The sequence below is a fragment of the Microtetraspora malaysiensis genome, from assembly GCF_001528665.1.
Lineage (GTDB): Bacteria > Actinomycetota > Actinomycetes > Streptosporangiales > Streptosporangiaceae > Microtetraspora_A > Microtetraspora_A malaysiensis.
Genome location: NZ_BBYJ01000022.1, coordinates 34,685 through 52,118, shown reverse-complemented (window position 1 = coordinate 52,118; position 17,434 = coordinate 34,685). Strand labels below are relative to the sequence as shown.

The 17,434-nt window shown below is 71.4% G+C and carries 14 protein-coding genes; 5 read left to right on the top strand and 9 right to left on the bottom strand.

Annotated elements, in window-relative coordinates; all coding sequences use genetic code 11:
* Positions 1–10: 10 nt before the first annotated feature.
* A complete protein-coding gene (locus AWQ71_RS27235; RefSeq protein ID WP_169806638.1) occupies positions 11–1,069 on the bottom strand; it encodes a sensor histidine kinase in 1,059 nt (352 codons plus the stop codon).
* Between the two features lie 142 nt (positions 1,070–1,211).
* Complete coding sequence (locus AWQ71_RS27230; protein WP_245658494.1) at positions 1,212–2,228, bottom strand: FUSC family protein; 1,017 nt, start codon at positions 2,226–2,228, stop codon at positions 1,212–1,214.
* Between the two features lie 469 nt (positions 2,229–2,697).
* Here AWQ71_RS27230 and AWQ71_RS27225 point away from each other — a divergent pair, with 469 nt between their 5' ends.
* Entirely contained in the window at positions 2,698–3,690 is a 993-nt protein-coding gene (locus AWQ71_RS27225) for a sensor histidine kinase (RefSeq protein ID WP_067138062.1), read from the top strand.
* A gap of 60 nt (positions 3,691–3,750) precedes the next feature.
* Here AWQ71_RS27225 and AWQ71_RS27220 read toward each other — a convergent pair whose 3' ends face one another.
* Positions 3,751–4,206 (bottom strand): hypothetical protein, encoded by a 456-nt coding sequence (locus AWQ71_RS27220; RefSeq protein ID WP_067138060.1) that lies wholly within the window; start codon positions 4,204–4,206, stop codon positions 3,751–3,753.
* A gap of 168 nt (positions 4,207–4,374) precedes the next feature.
* On the opposite strand from AWQ71_RS27220, the gene AWQ71_RS27215 reads away from it, so the two are divergent.
* Positions 4,375–4,854 carry a hypothetical protein gene (locus AWQ71_RS27215; RefSeq protein ID WP_067138058.1) on the top strand — a complete coding sequence of 160 codons (480 nt, stop codon included), beginning with the start codon at positions 4,375–4,377 and terminating at the stop codon, positions 4,852–4,854.
* A 156-nt stretch (positions 4,855–5,010) separates the two neighbouring features.
* Here AWQ71_RS27215 and narI read toward each other — a convergent pair whose 3' ends face one another.
* The 6 genes from narI to AWQ71_RS27185 all read right to left on the bottom strand — a co-directional run bounded on the left by narI (position 5,011) and on the right by AWQ71_RS27185 (position 13,548).
* Entirely contained in the window at positions 5,011–5,760 is a 750-nt protein-coding gene (gene narI, locus AWQ71_RS27210; protein WP_067138056.1) for a respiratory nitrate reductase subunit gamma, read from the bottom strand.
* Entirely contained in the window at positions 5,757–6,440 is a 684-nt protein-coding gene (gene narJ, locus AWQ71_RS27205) for a nitrate reductase molybdenum cofactor assembly chaperone (protein WP_067138055.1), read from the bottom strand. The genes narI and narJ overlap by 4 nt, the downstream gene beginning before the upstream one ends.
* Positions 6,437–7,951: a nitrate reductase subunit beta gene (narH, locus tag AWQ71_RS27200; protein WP_067138053.1), complete on the bottom strand. Its 1,515-nt coding sequence runs from the start codon at positions 7,949–7,951 to the stop codon at positions 6,437–6,439. Before narH ends, narJ begins: the two co-directional genes overlap by 4 nt.
* Positions 7,951–11,661 carry a nitrate reductase subunit alpha gene (locus tag AWQ71_RS27195; protein WP_084259344.1) on the bottom strand — a complete coding sequence of 1,237 codons (3,711 nt, stop codon included), beginning with the start codon at positions 11,659–11,661 and terminating at the stop codon, positions 7,951–7,953. The genes narH and AWQ71_RS27195 overlap by 1 nt, the downstream gene beginning before the upstream one ends.
* A gap of 134 nt (positions 11,662–11,795) precedes the next feature.
* On the bottom strand, positions 11,796–12,299 hold the full coding sequence (locus tag AWQ71_RS27190; RefSeq protein WP_067138049.1) for a hemerythrin domain-containing protein: 504 nt from the start codon (positions 12,297–12,299) through the stop codon (positions 11,796–11,798).
* Positions 12,292–13,548, bottom strand: a complete 1,257-nt coding sequence (locus AWQ71_RS27185; protein ID WP_067138046.1) for an MFS transporter — start codon at positions 13,546–13,548, stop codon at positions 12,292–12,294. The genes AWQ71_RS27190 and AWQ71_RS27185 overlap by 8 nt, the downstream gene beginning before the upstream one ends.
* Positions 13,549–14,019: 471 nt before the next feature.
* Here AWQ71_RS27185 and AWQ71_RS27180 point away from each other — a divergent pair, with 471 nt between their 5' ends.
* The 3 genes from AWQ71_RS27180 (at position 14,020) to AWQ71_RS27170 (ending at position 17,377) form a co-directional block, all read left to right on the top strand.
* Positions 14,020–15,438 carry an MFS transporter gene (locus AWQ71_RS27180; RefSeq protein WP_067138044.1) on the top strand — a complete coding sequence of 473 codons (1,419 nt, stop codon included), beginning with the start codon at positions 14,020–14,022 and terminating at the stop codon, positions 15,436–15,438.
* Positions 15,425–16,027: an alpha/beta fold hydrolase gene (locus tag AWQ71_RS27175; RefSeq protein ID WP_067138042.1), complete on the top strand. Its 603-nt coding sequence runs from the start codon at positions 15,425–15,427 to the stop codon at positions 16,025–16,027. The genes AWQ71_RS27180 and AWQ71_RS27175 overlap by 14 nt, the downstream gene beginning before the upstream one ends.
* A 90-nt stretch (positions 16,028–16,117) precedes the next feature.
* On the top strand, positions 16,118–17,377 hold the full coding sequence (locus tag AWQ71_RS27170; RefSeq protein WP_067138040.1) for a low temperature requirement protein A: 1,260 nt from the start codon (positions 16,118–16,120) through the stop codon (positions 17,375–17,377).
* The last annotated feature ends 57 nt before the right edge of the window (positions 17,378–17,434 follow it).

Here is a 17,434-nt window from a genome sequence, read left to right as displayed (position 1 = left end):
GTTCCCGTGGTCACACGGTCTCCGCAGGCAGGGTCTCCGCAGGCAAGGGGAAACGGGCCACGACACGGAAGCCGCCGCCGTCGCCGGGGCCCGCGCCGAACACGCCGCCGGCGTCGGTCACGCGTACCCGCATCCCGGCCAGCCCTCGGCCTTCGGCCGTTCCGAGCGGACCGCGCCCGCCGTCGGCGATCTCCAGGACGAACTCGCCCGGTTCCGTGGCGGCGCTGACCAGGGCCGTGGTCAGTCCGGCGTGCCGCACGACGTTGGTCAACGACTCGCGTACGACCCGGTAGACGGTGTCCTGAAGGTGGGCGGGAACCTCCGGCTCCACCGGTCGCAGCTCCACGGGCAGCCCCGCCGTCCGCATCTCGTCGATCAGGCGGGGCAGGTCGTGATCCGGCGCGACGGGATCGATGAGGTCGAGCGCGGAACGCAGCTGGTCGAGGGCCCTCGTGCTGGTGGCACGGATCGCCTCAAGGGACTCGCGGACCTGGTCCGGCCGCTCGTCCAGCATGAGCAGGGCCACCCCGGCCTGCATGGCGATGGTGGCGAGACCGTGCCCGGCGACGTCGTGCACCTCCGCCGCGATGCGTGCCCGCTCCCTGGCGATCAGTCGCGCCTCGCTCGGATCCCGCGGGTCCGGTTCCCGTGCATTCGACAGGTTCGCCTTCGGCGCCGCCGAAACCGCGGGACGCCGTTCCGGCTTGACCAGGAGCCGCAGCTGAGCGGGCGGCGCGGGCAGCGACCAGCCCGTCGTGACAGCGGCGCCCGGGCCGTCACCGGCCGGCGCACCAGGATCGGCGACCGGCTCAGCATCGGCGTCGGAGCCGCTCGTACGATCTGGGGATGTTCCCGCGTCGAGGCGCTGATCTCCCGCGCTGAGGCGCTGGTCGGCCGTACCACGAGCCTGGCCGGGGCCGCCGAACGGCCACGGGATGGCCAGCCAGCCGATCCATGCCAGCATGAGGACCACCGGCAGGTCGCGCAGCCGCCCCAGCTGGGACAGCGTCACCGCGGCCGCCGCCAGTGAACTGCGCGGGCGGCCTTCCGGCCGCGTGTGCTCGGTCACCATCCCCCACCAGAACAGGCACAGATGATCTGATCTTAGCGTCGACCGACTTGTCCGCGCGGCAGCGCTGTCCGCTCCGGAGTTTCGCACCGGGCAACCACGATCATCAGGGGGTCTGCGGGTGCGGGTGCCTGCTCCGGCCTCAGCCGCGCACGCTCTCGCCGCTCGGCTCGTCCAGCGGCCTCAGGGCGGCCGAGGCCGCGTCGTGATCCATCCCGGTCGCCTCGAGCAGATCGACGGCGATGGAGCGCAGCTGCGCGAGAGCGACGTTCGCGGAGAAGCCCAGGTTCTTGGGCCGCTCCCGCGCGGCGACGGCGAGCAACGCCTGCCGGGCCAGCATCGGCTCGCGCCCGGCCCCCAGTTCGAGCTGGAGCAGCAGCGCCGCCTCCGAGACCTCGCGCAGCGACTCGGCCAGCGCGGCCGGCGGCGGGCTGGCCTCCCCCAGCGCCGCGAGCGTGCGGCGGGCCAGCACCCGCGCGTTGCGCAGCGCCAGGTCCACCGGTACGGCGGCGGTCTGGTACCTGGCCAGTCTGGCCCGGTGATGCCAGCGCAGCGGTGAGATCTTGATGATCTCCCTGCTGTTCTCCAGCGCCGCCGCGAACTCCTCGACCGCCGTCTGGGTCCGGCGTCCGCACTCCAGGGCCTCGGCGGCCAGGTCCATATCGCTCTTCTCGATCGCCTCCGCGGCCTGCTCCAGCAGAGTGGAGAGGGCGTCCAGCACGCCGGACAGATGTTTGCCCGCGATGGTGACCGGGCTGGCGGGCAGCAGCGCGACCGCGACGATGCCGATGATGCCGCCGGTGAGCGCGTCGGCCATCCGGTCCAGCCCGCCGGAGTCCGCACCCGGCACCAGCATGGTGACCAGCACCGCGGACGACCCCACCTGCGACACGAACAGCTCGCCGCTGTTCAGCAGCCCCGAGACGGTCATCGCCAGCGCGATCACGAGCGCCATCTGCCAGGGGCCCGAGCCGATCCAGGACACCAGGAGGTCGCCGATGCCCACGCCCAGGCTGACGCCGAGCACCAGCTCGACCACCCTGCGCAGCCGCTGCCCGAGCCCCACGCCCACGCAGATCATCACGGAGATGGGCGCGAAGAGAGGGTGGTCGTGGCCGAGCAGGTGAACGGCGACGATCCAGGCCAGCGCGGCACCCACGGAACACTGCGCGATAGAGGGTACGAGCAGGCCAAACGTGCCCAGCCGTCGCTTGACCTGATCACTGAGCCACGTTCGCACTCCTCTACAATGGCGGATCTTTATGACATTAGGATCACATTTGCCCTGAATTCTTGTGATTCCAGCCATTAGGTGCAGGTCGGGGTGGCAACGGCCTCCTGTACGCCGGAACCGGCGGCCTGAAGCGGCGCGGCTTCCGTCACGCGGCGCCTCCGGCGCGAGAGCCCCTGCCCGCCGGGGAGCTGCCGCAAGGCACGTACGCGGACCTGCGATGATGAATGACACGGACGCGTCATCTTGAGTCACCGAGGTGGTCGCACGTGGAGATAGAGCGAACTCCATCTACTGTTCAGCCGGCTAGACCTTCTACCGCTACATCCGGGGCGTTTCCGGGATGATCAGCCTGAGAGCGTGGCGGAACTGCTCCGCCAAAACCCGTGTGACCACCGTGGCGAGCACCGTCATGGCGCTGGTCTGCGTCTTCGCCAGCCTGATGCTCCTGATGGCCGCTCCCCCGCCTCGGCTCTACGGCAGCGCCCCCGTACTGGCTGGATTCATCGGTGGTTCACTCCTGCTGATCGCGGCCACCGCACTCGTGACGTATCGGATGATGAGCAAGACCCTGCAGCCGGTACGTGCCATCAGCGGGAAACTCGCCACGATCCGGCCTTCCAATCTGAGCGAGCGGGTTCCGCTGCCGAGCCATGACGACGAGTTCAAGGAGCTCGCACGAGCCACCAACCAGGCGTTGGAGCGGGCTCAGGCGGCGATCCAGGAGCAGTTGAGATTCGCCTCGGACACCTCCCATGACCTGCGCAACCCGCTCGCGGCGATGCGTGCCGAGATCGAGGATTCGCTCGTAGGGCGGGAGGAGACCGACTGGGCGGAAATCGCCGACAGGCTGCTGGAGTCCGTCGAGCGGCTGCAGGAATTGGTGGGCAACCTGCTGGAGATCTCCCGGCTTGACGCGGGCGTCGCCGGCCACCATGACCTCCTCAACCTCGGCGTCCTGGTGGCCGGCGAGCTCGACCATCGGCAGAGCAAGGTCAGGGTGGTCAGGAGGTTCAGCAGCGGTGTCATGGTCAACGGCGACCGGATCGGCCTCACCCGGCTGCTGAACAACCTCATGGACAATGCCGAGCGCCACGCCCACTCCTCCGTCAGGGTCACCGTCGAACATCGAGGGGACGCGGCGGTGCTGGAGGTCCACGACGACGGCAGCGGGGTGCCGCCCGAGCAGCGGGAGATCATCTTCGAGCGTTTCGCGCGTCTGCAGGAGGCGCGGGCCAAGGACGCCGGCGGCAGTGGCCTGGGCCTGTCGATCGCCCGGCAGATCGCCGAAGACCATGGCGGTACCCTCACCGTCGAGGACAGCCCCTCCGGGGCGCGATTCGTCGCACGCTTCCCCCGACCGGCCGCGCCGGCATCGCTCAGCGGGTAGCACGGGCTCGCTGACGCGGAACTCATGGGAGCGCGCGTCAGCGAGCCAGGCCGGCGCCGATCAGCCGCAGTGGAAGACCGGGCTGTGGTAGTTGGCCCACGCGTTGTTCGCGGCCTGAACGCTCGCCTCGACCTGGACGCAACGGCCCTTGCCGTACACCGTGACCGGCCCGGCGTACTCGCCGAACTGCCCGCTGTCCTGGCCGATGGCGTAGAAGTCCTGGTGGCACTTGCTCACGGACCAGCCGCTCCCGCAGGCGTACAGGGAGAGGATCATGCCCTTCTTCGTTCCAGGGTTCACCACACGGTCGAGCCGGGCGCAGTTGGTGCCGGAGGAGGAGCTGTAGTAGAGCTTCACCGTGCCGTAGGTCGTGCCGCTGCTGTTCTTGACGGCGATGCTGTCGATCAGCGAGCCGCCGCAGGAGGCGGCGTTGGCGGGGCCGGCGGTGACCGTGAGCGGAACGATGCTGGCGCCCACCAGAGCCGCGGCGGCGATGCCGATCTTGGCGAACTTCACAGAGATCTCCTCCAGGAGTGATCGTGGCTGTCGACTCAGGACCGTAGGTTTCGATCACCAATTGGAGATGTCCGGAATGGGGCAAGATCCTTAACTCGCCGGAAACTGCGTGACCATCACGGGGAACGCGTGCGCGATTCCGCGCCATTCGCCCACTACGGTGAGCGAATGGACCTCGAGGTGATACGGGACGCGAGCGAGATCATCGCCGAGTTCGCGGGTCTCACGGATCTCGCCGGCCGGCCCGTCCGGTTCACGGTACGCCGTCACCGGCCGGACGGGTCATGGCTGATCGAACTCGCCCCGTACCTGCTGGGGCTCGCCCAGGCCGCCGATGTGCGTTCTTTCGCCGAGGGCATACTCGCCACCCTTGAGGAGGGCGCCGGCGAGCCGGACTTCCGCCTCTTCGCCGACGGCTACACCGACGCGTACGCGACGGTCGGTTACGACGGCGACGAGCTGTACTTCACGGCCGGGGCGGCCTTCGACTACACCCAGGACTTCGTCGGCCGTACCGCGAAGGGCGAGCCTCTCTACCGCAACCCCATCGGCGCGGCCCATCTGGAGCTGATCGATGTTTCGCCGGCGGATCCCGAGCACCTGACGGGATGCGCTCTCGCCCTGCTCGCCGCCCTCCGAGCGAAGTGAACATGCGGCGGCGACCACCGCCACCTGATCGAAGTTGGCAGGCGGGAAGAGGCAAGATCCGGCCTATCCGGCGGCAGCGATGGCATCGGCGAGGGGGCTCCCGGACGGTAGCCTTCCGGGCGCACGGATGTCCGCAAAGGAGGGCCTGCGTGCCGCTCAGCTGGCCGGGGACACGTTCCGGCGGGTGGTCGCGTCGCGCACGGCGGCCGGCGCGGGCGGCGCGGCCGGCACGGACCCGCGGCGCGCACGGTAGACGACGTACGGGCGCCACAGGTAGGCCAGCGGCGCCGACCAGACGTGGACGAGCCGGGTGAAGGGCCACAACGCCAGGAACAGGAAGCCGCCGATGGCGTGCAGCTGGTAGACCAGCGGCGCGCCGGCCATGAGGTCGCTACGCGGGGAGAACCAGAACACGCTGCGGAACCAGACGGCGATCGTCTCCCGGTAGTCGTATCCGTCGCCGAGCAGGTTGACGGCGACCGTGGCGGTCATACCGAGCACGACCATGGCCGCCAGGGCGACGTAGAGCACCTTGTCCATCGGGGTGGTCGTGCGCAGGACCCGCCCGTTGACGAAGCGGCGGGCGATGAGCAGGACCAGCCCGGCGACGAGCATGACGCCGGCCACCGTGCCGCCCCAGACCGCGGTCAGGTGGTAGAGGTGCTCGGGGATCCCGACCGCCGCGGTGACCGAGGCCGGCACCAGCAGCCCCATGGCGTGCCCGCCGATGACACCGAACGCGCCGAGGTGGAACAGCGGCGATCCCAGGCGCAGGATCCGGCTCTCCAGCAGCTGACTGGTGTGCGTGGTCCAGCCGAACTGGTCGCGGCGCCATCGCCACACGTGACCGCCGACGAACACCGCCAGGCACAGATACGGCAGGACGATCCAGATGACGGTGTTCACCGCGCGACCTCCGACGAGGGGCAGATGGGGTAGAGGGCGAGGGAGTCCAGGCCCAGGGAGTCCAGGCCGACGGACTCGACGGGCGGGCCGTCGAGGGCCAGTTCCGCGATGGCCTCCCGGTCGGCGTCGGTCAGCTCGGGCAGGACGGCGGTGACCGCGTCGAGAAGCAGGTGGTACGGCGTGCCGAGGTCGGCGAGGGCGGCACGCAGCAGTTCGACGCCGCGCCGGTGCTGGCGCAGCGGCGCCTCCCCCTCGCCGGGGCCGACCGTGGCGGCGAACTCGAGCACGACCGGCAGCAGGTCGGGCAGCTCACCGGCGGCCAGCCGCAGGCCGTGGGCGCGGTAGCGCTGTTTGAGGACGAGCAGCGCCATGCCCCGCCTGCGGGTGTCGCCGTGCAGGTAGTACGTCAGGTACAGGCCGGATCGACGGCGCAGGTCGAAGGTTTGCACGTAGTGCTGTTGCACGTCGATCGGATCGGCGGTGCCGGTCATCCAGGCGAGGAATTCTTCGACCTGCCCACGCAAGCGTGGGTGCTCGATCCGGGCGGCCGCGCCGCGCAGTTCGTCGCCGGCGCCGAGCAGTTCCGCGTCCGGGTACGTGAGCAACACCGACGTGAGCTGGAACAGCCGGGTCCGGTCGGCCGCGGTCACCGCGGCCGCGTCGGTCGACGGCGCGGTCATGACCGGCCCCGGGTCAGGTCGACGGGCAGGCCGGGGCCGCCTTCGAAGTCGAGCGAGCAGCCGCCTGGCGCGGCGGCCTGCGCCTCGAGGGCGGCGGCGTCCTTGCTGTAGGCGGTCGGGATGACGTACCGCTCGTCGTACTTGGCGATCGCGAGCAGCCGGTACATCGACTCGACCTGCTCGGCGGTCATCCCGATGCTGTCCAGCAGGTCCTGTGCGACCGTGCCGTCCAGGGTCCGGGCCCGCATGTACGAGCGCATCGCGGCCAGTTTCATCAGGACCCCGGCGGCGGCGTCGGCGTCGCCGGCGGTGAACAGCTCGGCGAGGTACTCCACCGGGATGCGCAGGTCCCGGATGGTGTGGAAGACGTCGTCGGCGTCGGTGTCGTCGCGGCCCGCCGCGCCGGCCGCGTCGAGCACCGGCGACAGCGGCGGGACGTACCAGACCATCGGCAGCGTCCGGTACTCCGGGTGCAGCGGCAGCGCGATCCGGTACTCGCTGATCAGCCGCCACACCGGGGACCGCTTCGCGGCCTCGACCCACTCCTCGGGCATGCCGGCGTCGCGGGCCGCCTGCCGCACCGCCGGGTCGTGCGGGTCGCAGAAGACGTCGCGCTGGGCGTCGAGCAGGTCGCGCTCGTCCCGCACGGACGCAGCGGCGAGGACGGCGTCCTCGTCGTAGAGGACGAGGCCGAGGTAGCGCAGCCGCCCCACACACGTCTCGGAGCAGATGGTGGGCTGGCCGGCCTCGATCCGCGGGAAGCACAGGGTGCACTTCTCGGCCTTGCCGGTGGCGTGGTTGACGTACACCTTCTTGTACGGGCAGGCCGACACGCACATCCGCCAGCCCCGGCACCGGTTCTGGTCGACCAGGACGATGCCGTCCTCCTCCCGCTTGTACATCGCCCCGGACGGGCACGCCGACACGCAGGCCGGGTTGAGGCAGTGCTCGCAGATCCGCGGGAGGTGGAACATGAAGGTCTTCTCGAACTCGAACCTGACCTTCGCCGCGGCCTCGGCGGGCATCCGGGTGATGTTCGGGTCGCGGTCGGCCCGCTCGTGCGCGCCGCCGAGGCCGTCCTCCCAGTTCGCTCCCCACTCCACGGCCATCGGCTCGCCCGTCAGCGCGGAGTGCGGCCGCTTGACCGGCGTGTCGTTCAGGCCGCCGGGCGCGCTCACCAGGATGTCCTTGTCGAACGTCGCCGGCTCGTAGTAGTCGTCGATCGACGGCAGGTCCGGGTTGGCGAAGATGCGGGTCAGCCGCTTCAGCCGGCCGCCGGAGCGCAGGGTCAGCCGGCCCCTGCCGTCGAGCTGCCACCCGCCGTGCCAGCGATCCTGGTCCTCGTAGTGCTTGGGGTACCCGATGCCGGGTTTGGTCTCGACGTTGTTGAACCACACGTACTCGGTGCCCTCGCGGTTGGTCCAGGTCTGCTTGCAGGTCACCGAGCAGGTGTGACAACCGATGCACTTGTCGAGGTTCATCACCATCGCGACCTGCGCGCGGATCCTCATCAGTACTCCACATCCTGGGAACGGCGGCGGATCACCGTGATCTCGTCGCGCTGGCTGCCGATCGGGCCGTAGTAGTTGAAGGCGTACGTGAGCTGCGCGTGCCCGCCGGCCAGGTGGGTGGGCTTGACCAGCAGCCGGGTCATCGAGTTGTGGTAGCCGCCGCGGCGGCCCTTCTTCTCGGCCTTGGGCACGTTCACCGTCCGCTCCGGCGAGTGGTACTGGAAGACCGTGCCCTCGGGCATCCGGTGGCTGACCACGGCGCGGGCGACGACGACGCCGTTGCGGTTGTGCGCCTCGATCCAGTCGTTGTCCTTGACGCCGATCTTCGCGGCGTCCTCGACGCTCATCCAGATCACCGGCCCGCCCCGGGACAGCGCGAGCATCAGCTCGTTGTCGTGGTACATCGAGTGGACCGACCACTTGGCGTGCGGGGTCAGGAACCGGACCGTCACGCCGCCGTCGACGCGCTCGCCGGGCTTGCCGAAGTGGCGCGCCATGTTCAGCGGCGGGCGGAAGGCGGGCAGCTGCTCGCCGAGCTCGGCGACCCAGTCGTGTTCGACGAAGAAGTGCTGCCGCCCGGTGAGGGTGTGCCACGGCTTCGACCGTTCGACGTTGAGGGTGAACGGCGAGTAGCGGCGGCCGCCCTTCTCCGATCCGGACCACTCGGGGCTGGTGAACACCGGCTGCGGCGCGGCCTGGGTGTCCGGGTAGGAGATGTGGTCGGTCTCGTGCCCTTCGATCAGGTCGGCGAACCGCTGCCCGGTGCGCAGTTCCAGGGCGGCGAAGCCGGCGGCGGCCACCCGCCCGTTGGTGGTGCCGGACAGCACCAGGATCGCCTCGCACATCCGGTCGGCGGTCGAAAGCGACGGGCGTCCGGCGAACGGGCCCTCGGTGACGACGCCGTTCTGACGGGCGAGGTACTCGATCTCCGGGGTGACGTCGACGGTGATCGCCTTGGTGGTGGTGCCGAGGGTGTCGAGCAGTGGGCCCACCGCGCGCATCTTGGCGCCGATCAGCGTGTAGTCGCGTTCGATCTCGACGAGCTTCGGCATCGTCGAGCCGGGTACGGGCTCGCACTCCCCTGCTTTCCAGTCCCGTGCCCGGCCGCCGGGCATGGCGAGCTCGTCGGGTGTGTCGTGCTGCAGCGGCACCGCGAGGACGTCGCGGCGTACGCCGAGGTGGGTGGCCGCGAGCGCGCCGAACCGGTCGGCGAGGTCGAGGAAGGTGTCGTAGTCGGTGTGCGCGTCCGCGGGCGGCTCGACGGCGGGGCTGAACGCGTGCACGAACGGGTGCATGTCCGTGGTCGAGATGTCGTGCTTCTCGTACCAGGTCGCGGTGGGCAGGACGATGTCGGCGTGCAGCCCGGTGTTGGTCATCCGGAAGTCGATGGCGGTGAGCAGGTCCAGCTTCCCGGTCGGCGCCTCGTCGCGCCAGGCCACGTCGCGGGGCCGCTCGCCGGGGTCGCACTCCTGCGCGTCGGCGAGGGAGTCCACGCCGAGCAGGTGCCGCATGAAGTACTCGTTGCCCTTGCCGGAGGAGCCCAGCAGGTTGGCCCGCCACAGGGTGAGGCAGCGGGGGAAGTTCGCGGGGTCGTCGGGGTCCTCGGCGACCGCCTTGAGCCGTCCGGCCTTCAGTTCGGCCACGATGTGCTGCTGGACGGTGCGGCCCGCCTCGGCCGCCTCGTCCGTGAGGTCGAGGGGGTTGCGGTTGAACGCCGGGTGGCCGGGGCTCCAGCCCATCCGCTGGGCGGCGGCGACCGTGTCCGCGAACGTCATGCCGGTGAACCGGCCGGTGCCCAGCGGCGAGGACAGCTCGTCGGCGGTCACCCGCTCGTAGCGCCACTGGTCGGTGTGCAGGTACCAGTACGGCGTGGAGGCCTGGTGGCGCATCGGGCGCTGCCAGTCGAAGGCGAAGGACATGTGCTGCTGGCCGGTCAGCGGCCTGGCCTTCTCCTGGCCGACGTAGTGCGCCCAGCCGCCGCCGTTGACGCCCTGGCAGCCGGTCAGGGTGACGAGCGCGATGAAGGCCCGGTATGTCATGTCGGAGTGGAACCACTGGTTCGCTCCGGCACCAAGAACGATCATGGAGCGGCCCCGGCTGCGTTCGGCGTTGCGCGCGAACTCGCGGGCGATCCGGGCGGCGAGCGCGGCGGGGACCCCGGTGACGCGCTCCTGCCAGGCGGGGGTGTTGGGTTCGTCCGCGTCGTCGTACCCGGCCGGCCAGCTGCCCGGCAGGTCGCCGCGGCGCACGCCGTACTGCGCCATCAGCAGGTCGAACACGGTCGTGACGAGGTGGCCGCCCACCCGCGTGACCGGTACGCCGCGGCGCATCGTGGCCCCGCCTTCGGTCTCGCCGACGTCGAACCGGGCGAGCTCGACCTCGACGGCGTCCTCGGTGAGTCCGAGCAGGCCGAGCGCGGGTACGGCCTCGCCGAGGTCGAGGTTCCACCGGCCGGCGTCCCGCTCGCCATAGCGGAAGCCGAGGGACCCGTTCGGCACGACCGGCTCGCCCGTGCGCTCGTCGACGAGCACCGTCTTGTGTGCCGCGGCCGGGTCCTCGTCGTCGCCGAGGTCCTGGGAGGTCAGGAAGCGGTCGGGCGTCCAGGCGCCGTCGTCGCGGCACCGGAGGGTGACGAGGAACGGCAGGTCGGTGTACCGGCGGACATAGTCGGTGAAGTACGGCACCTCGCGGTCGCGGAAGAACTCGGTGAGGATGACGTGGCCCATGGCCATCGCCAGCGCGCCGTCGGTGCCCGGGTGCGGCGCGAGCCAGTCGTCGGCGAACTTGACGTTGTCGGCGTAGTCGGGGCTCACCGCGACGACCTTGGTGCCCCGGTAGCGGGCCTCCGCCAGGAAGTGCGCGTCCGGAGTCCGGGTCACGGGGATGTTGGAGCCCCACATCATCAGGTAGGTGGAGTTCCACCAGTCCCCCGCCTCGGGCACGTCCGTCTGGTCGCCCCAGATCTGCGGAGACGCGACCGGCAGGTCGGCGTACCAGTCGTAGAAGCTCAGCAGCGTGCCGCCCAGCAGCGCGTGGTACCGGGTGCCGGCCGCGAACGACGCCATCGACATCGCCGGGATCGGGGAGAACCCCACGACGCGGTCCGGGCCGTACGTCTTCGTCGTGTAGACGTGGGCGGCGGCCATCATGGTGATCGCCTCGTCCCAGGAGACGCGCACGAAGCCGCCGCGGCCCCGCTGGCTCTTGTACGCGCGCGCCTTCAGCGGGTTCTCCACGATGTCGGCCCAGGCGAGCACCGGGTCGCCGAGACGCTCCAGCGCCTCCCGGAACAACCCGGCCAGCGCCCCGCGCACGTACGGGTGCCGCACGCGGGACGGCGAGTACTCGTACCAGGAGAACGACGCGCCGCGCGGGCAGCCGCGTGGCTCGTAGTCCGGCGCGTCCGCACCCGTCGTCGGATAGTCCGTGGCCTGGTGCTCCCATGTGATGAGGTCGTCTTTGACGAACACGTTCCACGAGCACGAGCCGGTGCAGTTGACGCCGTGCGTCGACCGGACCACCCGGTCGTAGCGCCAACGGTCCCGGTAGAACGCGTCCCAGGCGTTCCGGTCGACCTGGTGCAGGGTGCGCCCACCGTCGCCGACCGTCTCCTTCGTCAGGAACCGGCGCGCGGCCAGCAGCGGCGCCGTGCCGGGCACCGAGTCCGTCGCGGGACTACTGACGGCATCCTTGGGTGGGCGTGATGACACGGCGGTGCACTCCTTCGATGACGAACGGTTTGGGTGGGCCGCAAGCCGACGCGGCGCACGGGCGCGCCGCGTATCCCAGGCTCCGCGCTGCCGGGTGCCGCGGTCAGGTGCCGGCGGTCCCGGTCCGGGGGGACCTAAGTCCCGGAATGATCGACGGGTTCCGGGACGGGCGCGGAAGCGGGCAACAGCGTGCCGACCCGGGCCCGGACCCGGTCGATGGCCTCCCACTCGTCGGTGCTCAGACCGGCCAACGCCGCCGGGAACACCCCGTCCTGCTCTTTGAGGATGTGGGCGCGCAGGAGGTTCAGAATGTCGAGCAGCCTGAGTGGCCAGCCGGGGTCGGCGGGCGTGCCGTCCGCGGCCTCGCCCAGGACCGCCTCGATGCGCCGGTGCTCCCCCTCCAGCCCGGCGACCTGCTCGGGGAACTCCCCGGCCAGTGCGGGGAACAGGCCGTGCTCCTCGACCTCGGTGTGCGGGACGAGCACCGCGGCGATCCGTCCGGCGATCGCGGCCATCGTGTCCACGTCGCCGGCGGCGTGCGCCGTGCGCGCGTCCCCGATCAGGTCCACCACCAGATCGTGCTCGCGCGTCAGCATGCCGATCGCGGTCACGGCCTGGCAGCCGCAGTACTCACACATGCGCTTTCCCTTCGATCAGGCCCGGCCCGACGGCGCGGCGGGCCGTCCGGGCGACGGCGGTGACGTCCAGCAGCAGGGCGGCCACCGCGACCAGGGCCAGCAGCGCCAGCCCCAGGGCGTAGGTGCCGTACCGGCCGTAGATGAAGCCCATCAGCAGGGGCGGCACGAAGCCGCCCAGGCCGCCCGCGGCACCGACGATCCCGGTCACCGTGCCGACCTTGTTGGCCGGGGCGAGCAGCGCGACCAGGGCGAACGTCGCACCGCTGCCGGCGCCGAGCGCGGCGGCCATGGACAGGAACGCGACGGTGCCGAGGGGGGCCAGCGCGGGTGTGAACGCCTGGACCACGGCGCCGGCCGCGACGACGAGCAGCGTCCCGGCGAGCACCTTGGCCGGTGCCATCCGGTCGGACAGCCACCCGCCGATCGGGCGCATCAGCACCGCCAGCAGCACGAACCCGGCCATACGGTTGGCGGCGTCGGCCTGGGCCAGCGCGTACGCGGTCTTGAGGTAGGCGGGCAGGTAGACCGAGAACGCCACATATCCCCCGAAGGCCACCGCGTACAGCGCCGAGGCCTGCCAGGTCACCCGCAGCCGGAGCGTGGCCGCCAGCCGGTGCCCCAGCGACTCGGCCGGCACCATCCGGCCCGGCGCGTCCCGCAGCAGCAGGGCCGCCACCACCGCGTACGCGGCGAGCACGGCGGCGGTGACCACGAACGGGGTCGCGGTGCCGCCCGCGTTGACCAGATTGACCGTGGTCAACGCGCTGATCGCGGTGCCGCCCATGCCCGCGCCGAACACGCCGACGGCGAGGCCGCGCCGCGTGGGCGGGAACCAGGCGTTGACGAACGGCACGCCGATCGCGAAGGCCGTGCCGCCGATGCCGAGGAAGAAGCCTCCGGCCAGCAGCCCGGCCAGGGACGTCTGCCCGGCCAGCCCCAGGTAGAGCACCGGCACGACGGTGGCCAGCGACACCAGCGGGAACATGATCCGGCCGCCGTACCGGTCGGTCAGCGCACCGACCGGGATGCGGCCCAGTGACCCGACCACCACCGGCACCGCCACCACCAGCGCCTGCTGGAAGGGGCTCAGGTGCAGGGCCTCCTTGAACTTCGGCGCCAGCGGGCTGAGCAGCGCCCAGGCCCAGAAGTTGATCGCGAAGCCGACTGTGGCCAAGGTCAGCATCAGCGCCGGACGCCCGCCGGCCGGTCGGGCGTCCGGCCGGTCGGCCGGTGTGTCCCCCGCACTCATGGTTGCCTCCACTGTGTATCGCTCTCGGTGCGGCGATCAAAGGCGTCGCCGCCGGGCGTTCACAGCGTTTCCGGGTGGTAGATCAACGGGAAAGGGACTTTTGACCTCTCTGTACGGGCCCCGCGTCACCCGTCGCCGCCGACGTTCGGCCGGGTACGGCGACAGCCGCGCGGGGCCCGGCAGTGCGACTCCCCTGACCAGGGGAGATGTCGGGCGGCGAGAGTAGACTCGAAGCAGTTTTGCGACAGAGCGAGCGGCAGGGGTTTCGCCGGGTCGCACAGCCTTCCGCGACAGGTGATGAGGGGCCGGTCAAGGCCGGGCGCGGGGGCATCGTGGTGGACAGCCGGATTGGGGGATCTCGCTGTGACACGCAACTGGCCGCCTCGGGTGCGCGTCCTCCCGACCGGTTCTGACGGCCGCGGTCTCACCGGAGCGCCGCCCCGTGCGAGGTGTCGGGGGCGCTGAGCGGTCATGGCTCGGTTGCTGCGGGAACGGGCCCGCCCGGCACGGGTGCGGGAACACCGGTACGCGCCGTGGTTCGCGGTGGCGGCGGTGTGCATCGGAGCGTTCATGGGCCAGTTGGACGCGAGCATCGTCACGCTGATCTTCCCGGCGCTCCAGCACGGATTCCACGAGCCGCTGGCCGCGGTGCAGTGGGTGGCGCTGGCGTACCTGCTCACCGTGGTGGCGCTGCTGGCCGGCGCGGGACGCCTGGCCGACATCGTGGGACGCAAGCTGGTCTACCTGCACGGGTTCGTCGTCTTCACCGCGGCGTCGGCGGCGTGCGGGTTCGCGCCGTCGCTTCCTGTCCTGGTGGCGTGCCGGGTGGTGCAGGCGGCGGGGGCGGCGATGTTGCAGGCCAACAGCGTGGCCCTGGTGGTGACGAGCGTCCCCCGGCGGCGGGCGCGGGCGGCCCTGGGGGCGCAGGCCGCCGCGCAGTCGCTGGGCCTGGCCGTCGGCCCGCTGGTCGGCGGGGTGATCGTCGGCCTGGTCGGCTGGCAGTGGGTGTTCTGGATCAACGTGCCGGTCGGGCTGGTGGCCGTCGTCGCCGGTCGCTACCTGCTGCCCCGAACCCGCGAGCGGGCTCATGGCAAGGCCTTCGATCTGGTTGGTCTGCTGCTGCTCGCCTGCGCCGCCTCGGGCCTGCTGCTCGCCGTCTCGGCGGCGTCCGGCCTGGGGTGGCCGCCGTGGGCGGTCGCGGCCCTGCTGGCCGCCGCCGCGGCGTCTGCTCTCGCGTTGCGGGGCAGGGAACGGCGGGCGGCCGCCCCGCTCCTCGACCCGGCAACGGTGGGCGACGCCACGGTGGCGCGGGGGCTGGCCGGAGCGCTGTGCGGGTACCTCGTCCTGTTCGGGCCGCTGGTGCTGATCCCTCAGGTGCTGCTCGCGGCGGGGCTGAGCGAGCCACACGCCGGTCTGGTGCTCAGCGCGCTACCGGCCGGCTTCGCGCTGACCGCCCTCGCGGGCGATCACCTGTTGCCGCGCCGATGGGGCAACCGGCCGCGCTGCCTGGCCGGCGCCCTGACGGCGGCCGCGGCGGTCGGACTCGCGGCGCTCGCGCCCGCCGCACCCGGCCCGCTCGTCGCCTTCCTGGCCCTGCTGGGCGCGGGTCTCGGCGTGTTCGTCCCGGCCAACAACGCCGCCGTCATGGCCGCCGTCCCGGCGCGGATGTCGGCGACCGCCGGAGGGCTGATCAACATGGCGCGCGGCGTCGGCACCGCGCTCGGCATCGCCGCCGTCACCCTCGCCCTGTACGCCACGGGAGGGCCCGGCGTGGCCGGGGCCCGGATGGCGCTGGCGGGGCTGGGAGGCGCGGCGCTCGTCGCCGTACTGACCGCGGCTCCGCCGTCCCGGCCGGGCTCCGTCCATCACGGGGACGATGGCCCGCGATGACCGCACCCGGCATTCACCATCCGGCACCGGGCTACCGAACCTCGCGGAGGGCGCCGAGCGGGTGGGCCGGCTCGTCCTCACCGCCTGCGAGGCCTTCGACAACTACCCGCCGGGCCTCCCCGGGCGCGCGATCGCGCTCGCCGCCAAGCTCCCCGGCGGACTCCTGGCCACCATGCAGTTACTTCGGGCGGAACCCATGCGCCGGATGCCCGGAGGCTGGGGGTGGATGAGCAAGCGCCCGGTGCCCCGTGACGTCATGGACTCCTGGTTCCGCCCCGCCCGCACGCAGCGGGCGATCCGTCGTGACCTCGCCAAGTACACCGGGTCGATACCGCCGCGGCGGGAGCTGCTCGAAACGGCCGACCGAATGCGCTCCTTCGACCGGCCCGTCCTCGTCGCGTGGGCGATCGAGGACCGTCTGATGCCCCGCGAACACGGCCGGCGGCTGGCCGAGCTCTTCCCCGACGCCAGGCTCGTCGAGATCGAGGACAGCTACACCCTGATCCCGGAAGACCAGCCGGATGCTCTCACCCGCGCCATCCGCGAGTTCGTCCGCGACACCGAGATCCCCTCGGCGAGCTCCGCATGATCTCGCACTGCGCCCCGCCGCCGACGCGGCGGTGCGACTTTCACCGCAATTGTGTATGCATGTAATCGCCCGAATTGCCACAATATCGACATGCGCCTCCCTCAGTGGTTCGCCGAGCGAGCCGAGCCGATCTCGGACGACGGCGAGATCCGCGTCTCCACGCTGGAACTCTTCTTCGATCTCGTCTTCGTCTTCACCGTCACCCAGCTCACCACGCTGCTCACGGACGGCTTCAGCACGGACCGCTTCGTCGGCGAGGGAGCCCTCCAGGCGCTGCTGGTGTTCGGCGTGATCTGGTGGATGTACTCCGGCTACGCGTGGCTGACGAACACGATCCCGCCGGTCCGTGCGGCGCGGCGGGTGCTGCTCCTGCTCGGCATGACGGGTTTCCTCATCGTCGCGCTGGCGATCCCCAGCGCGTTCGGGAGCGGCGGTCCGGCGTTCGCGCTCGGCTACCTGCTGCTCATCACCGTGCACGCCGCCCTCTACCTCCAGGCGACGACCGCGTTCTGGCGGGTGGTCCCCTTCAACGTGGCCGCCACCACGCTGATTTTCCTGACCTGGTTCGTCCCGTATCCCTGGTCGTACCTGCTGTGGGCGGGGGCGCTCGTGCTCCTGTGGGGCAGTCCGTACTTCATCGGACAGAAGGGATTCCCGCTGCGCGCCGCGCACATCGTGGAACGGCACGGTCTGCTGATCATCGTGGTGCTCGGCGAGTCGGTCATCGCCATCGGCATCGGCGCGCACGGCCACGCCGGGCCCGGGTTCCTGGTGGCGGCGGCCCTCGGGCTCGCCGTGGCCGCCTGCCTGTGGTGGGTGTACTTCGGCTGGGACGACGAGACGGCCGCCGAACACGCGCTGGCCCGCCGGGAGCCGGTCGGCCGCACTCGACTCATCCTGGGCGCCTACTTCTACGCCCACATGCCGATGCTGCTCGGCGTGGTCGCGGCCGCGGCGGGCGTCAAGAAGGCCGTGGAGCACCCCTTCGAACCGATGAAACTCGGACCGTCGGTCGCCCTCGCGGTCGGGGTCGCGCTGTTCCTCGCCGGGCACCGCTGGTATCGGCGCGTACTGGGTCTGCGCCGCGCCCCGGCCCCGCTGATCGGGACGGCCGCGGCGCTCCTGAGCGGCGTGGTGGGACTGTGGTCGGCAGTGGCACAGCTCGCCGCGGTACTCGTGTTGCTGGCCGCCCTGGTGGTGGCGGAGCACCGTGGCCGCATGGTCCCCGCCACCCCGGACAACGCGCTCGCCCCGGTCGGGACGGACCTGGATCCTGCACCCGAAAAGGTCCCCGTCGCCGGCGCGGGCTCGGATGGCGAGAACTCCGCCGGGCGGCCCTCCGGCCACTGAGCGGACATCGGTCCACCAGGTGGTGGGGAAGGTCTGGGCACGAGATGCGACCCAGCG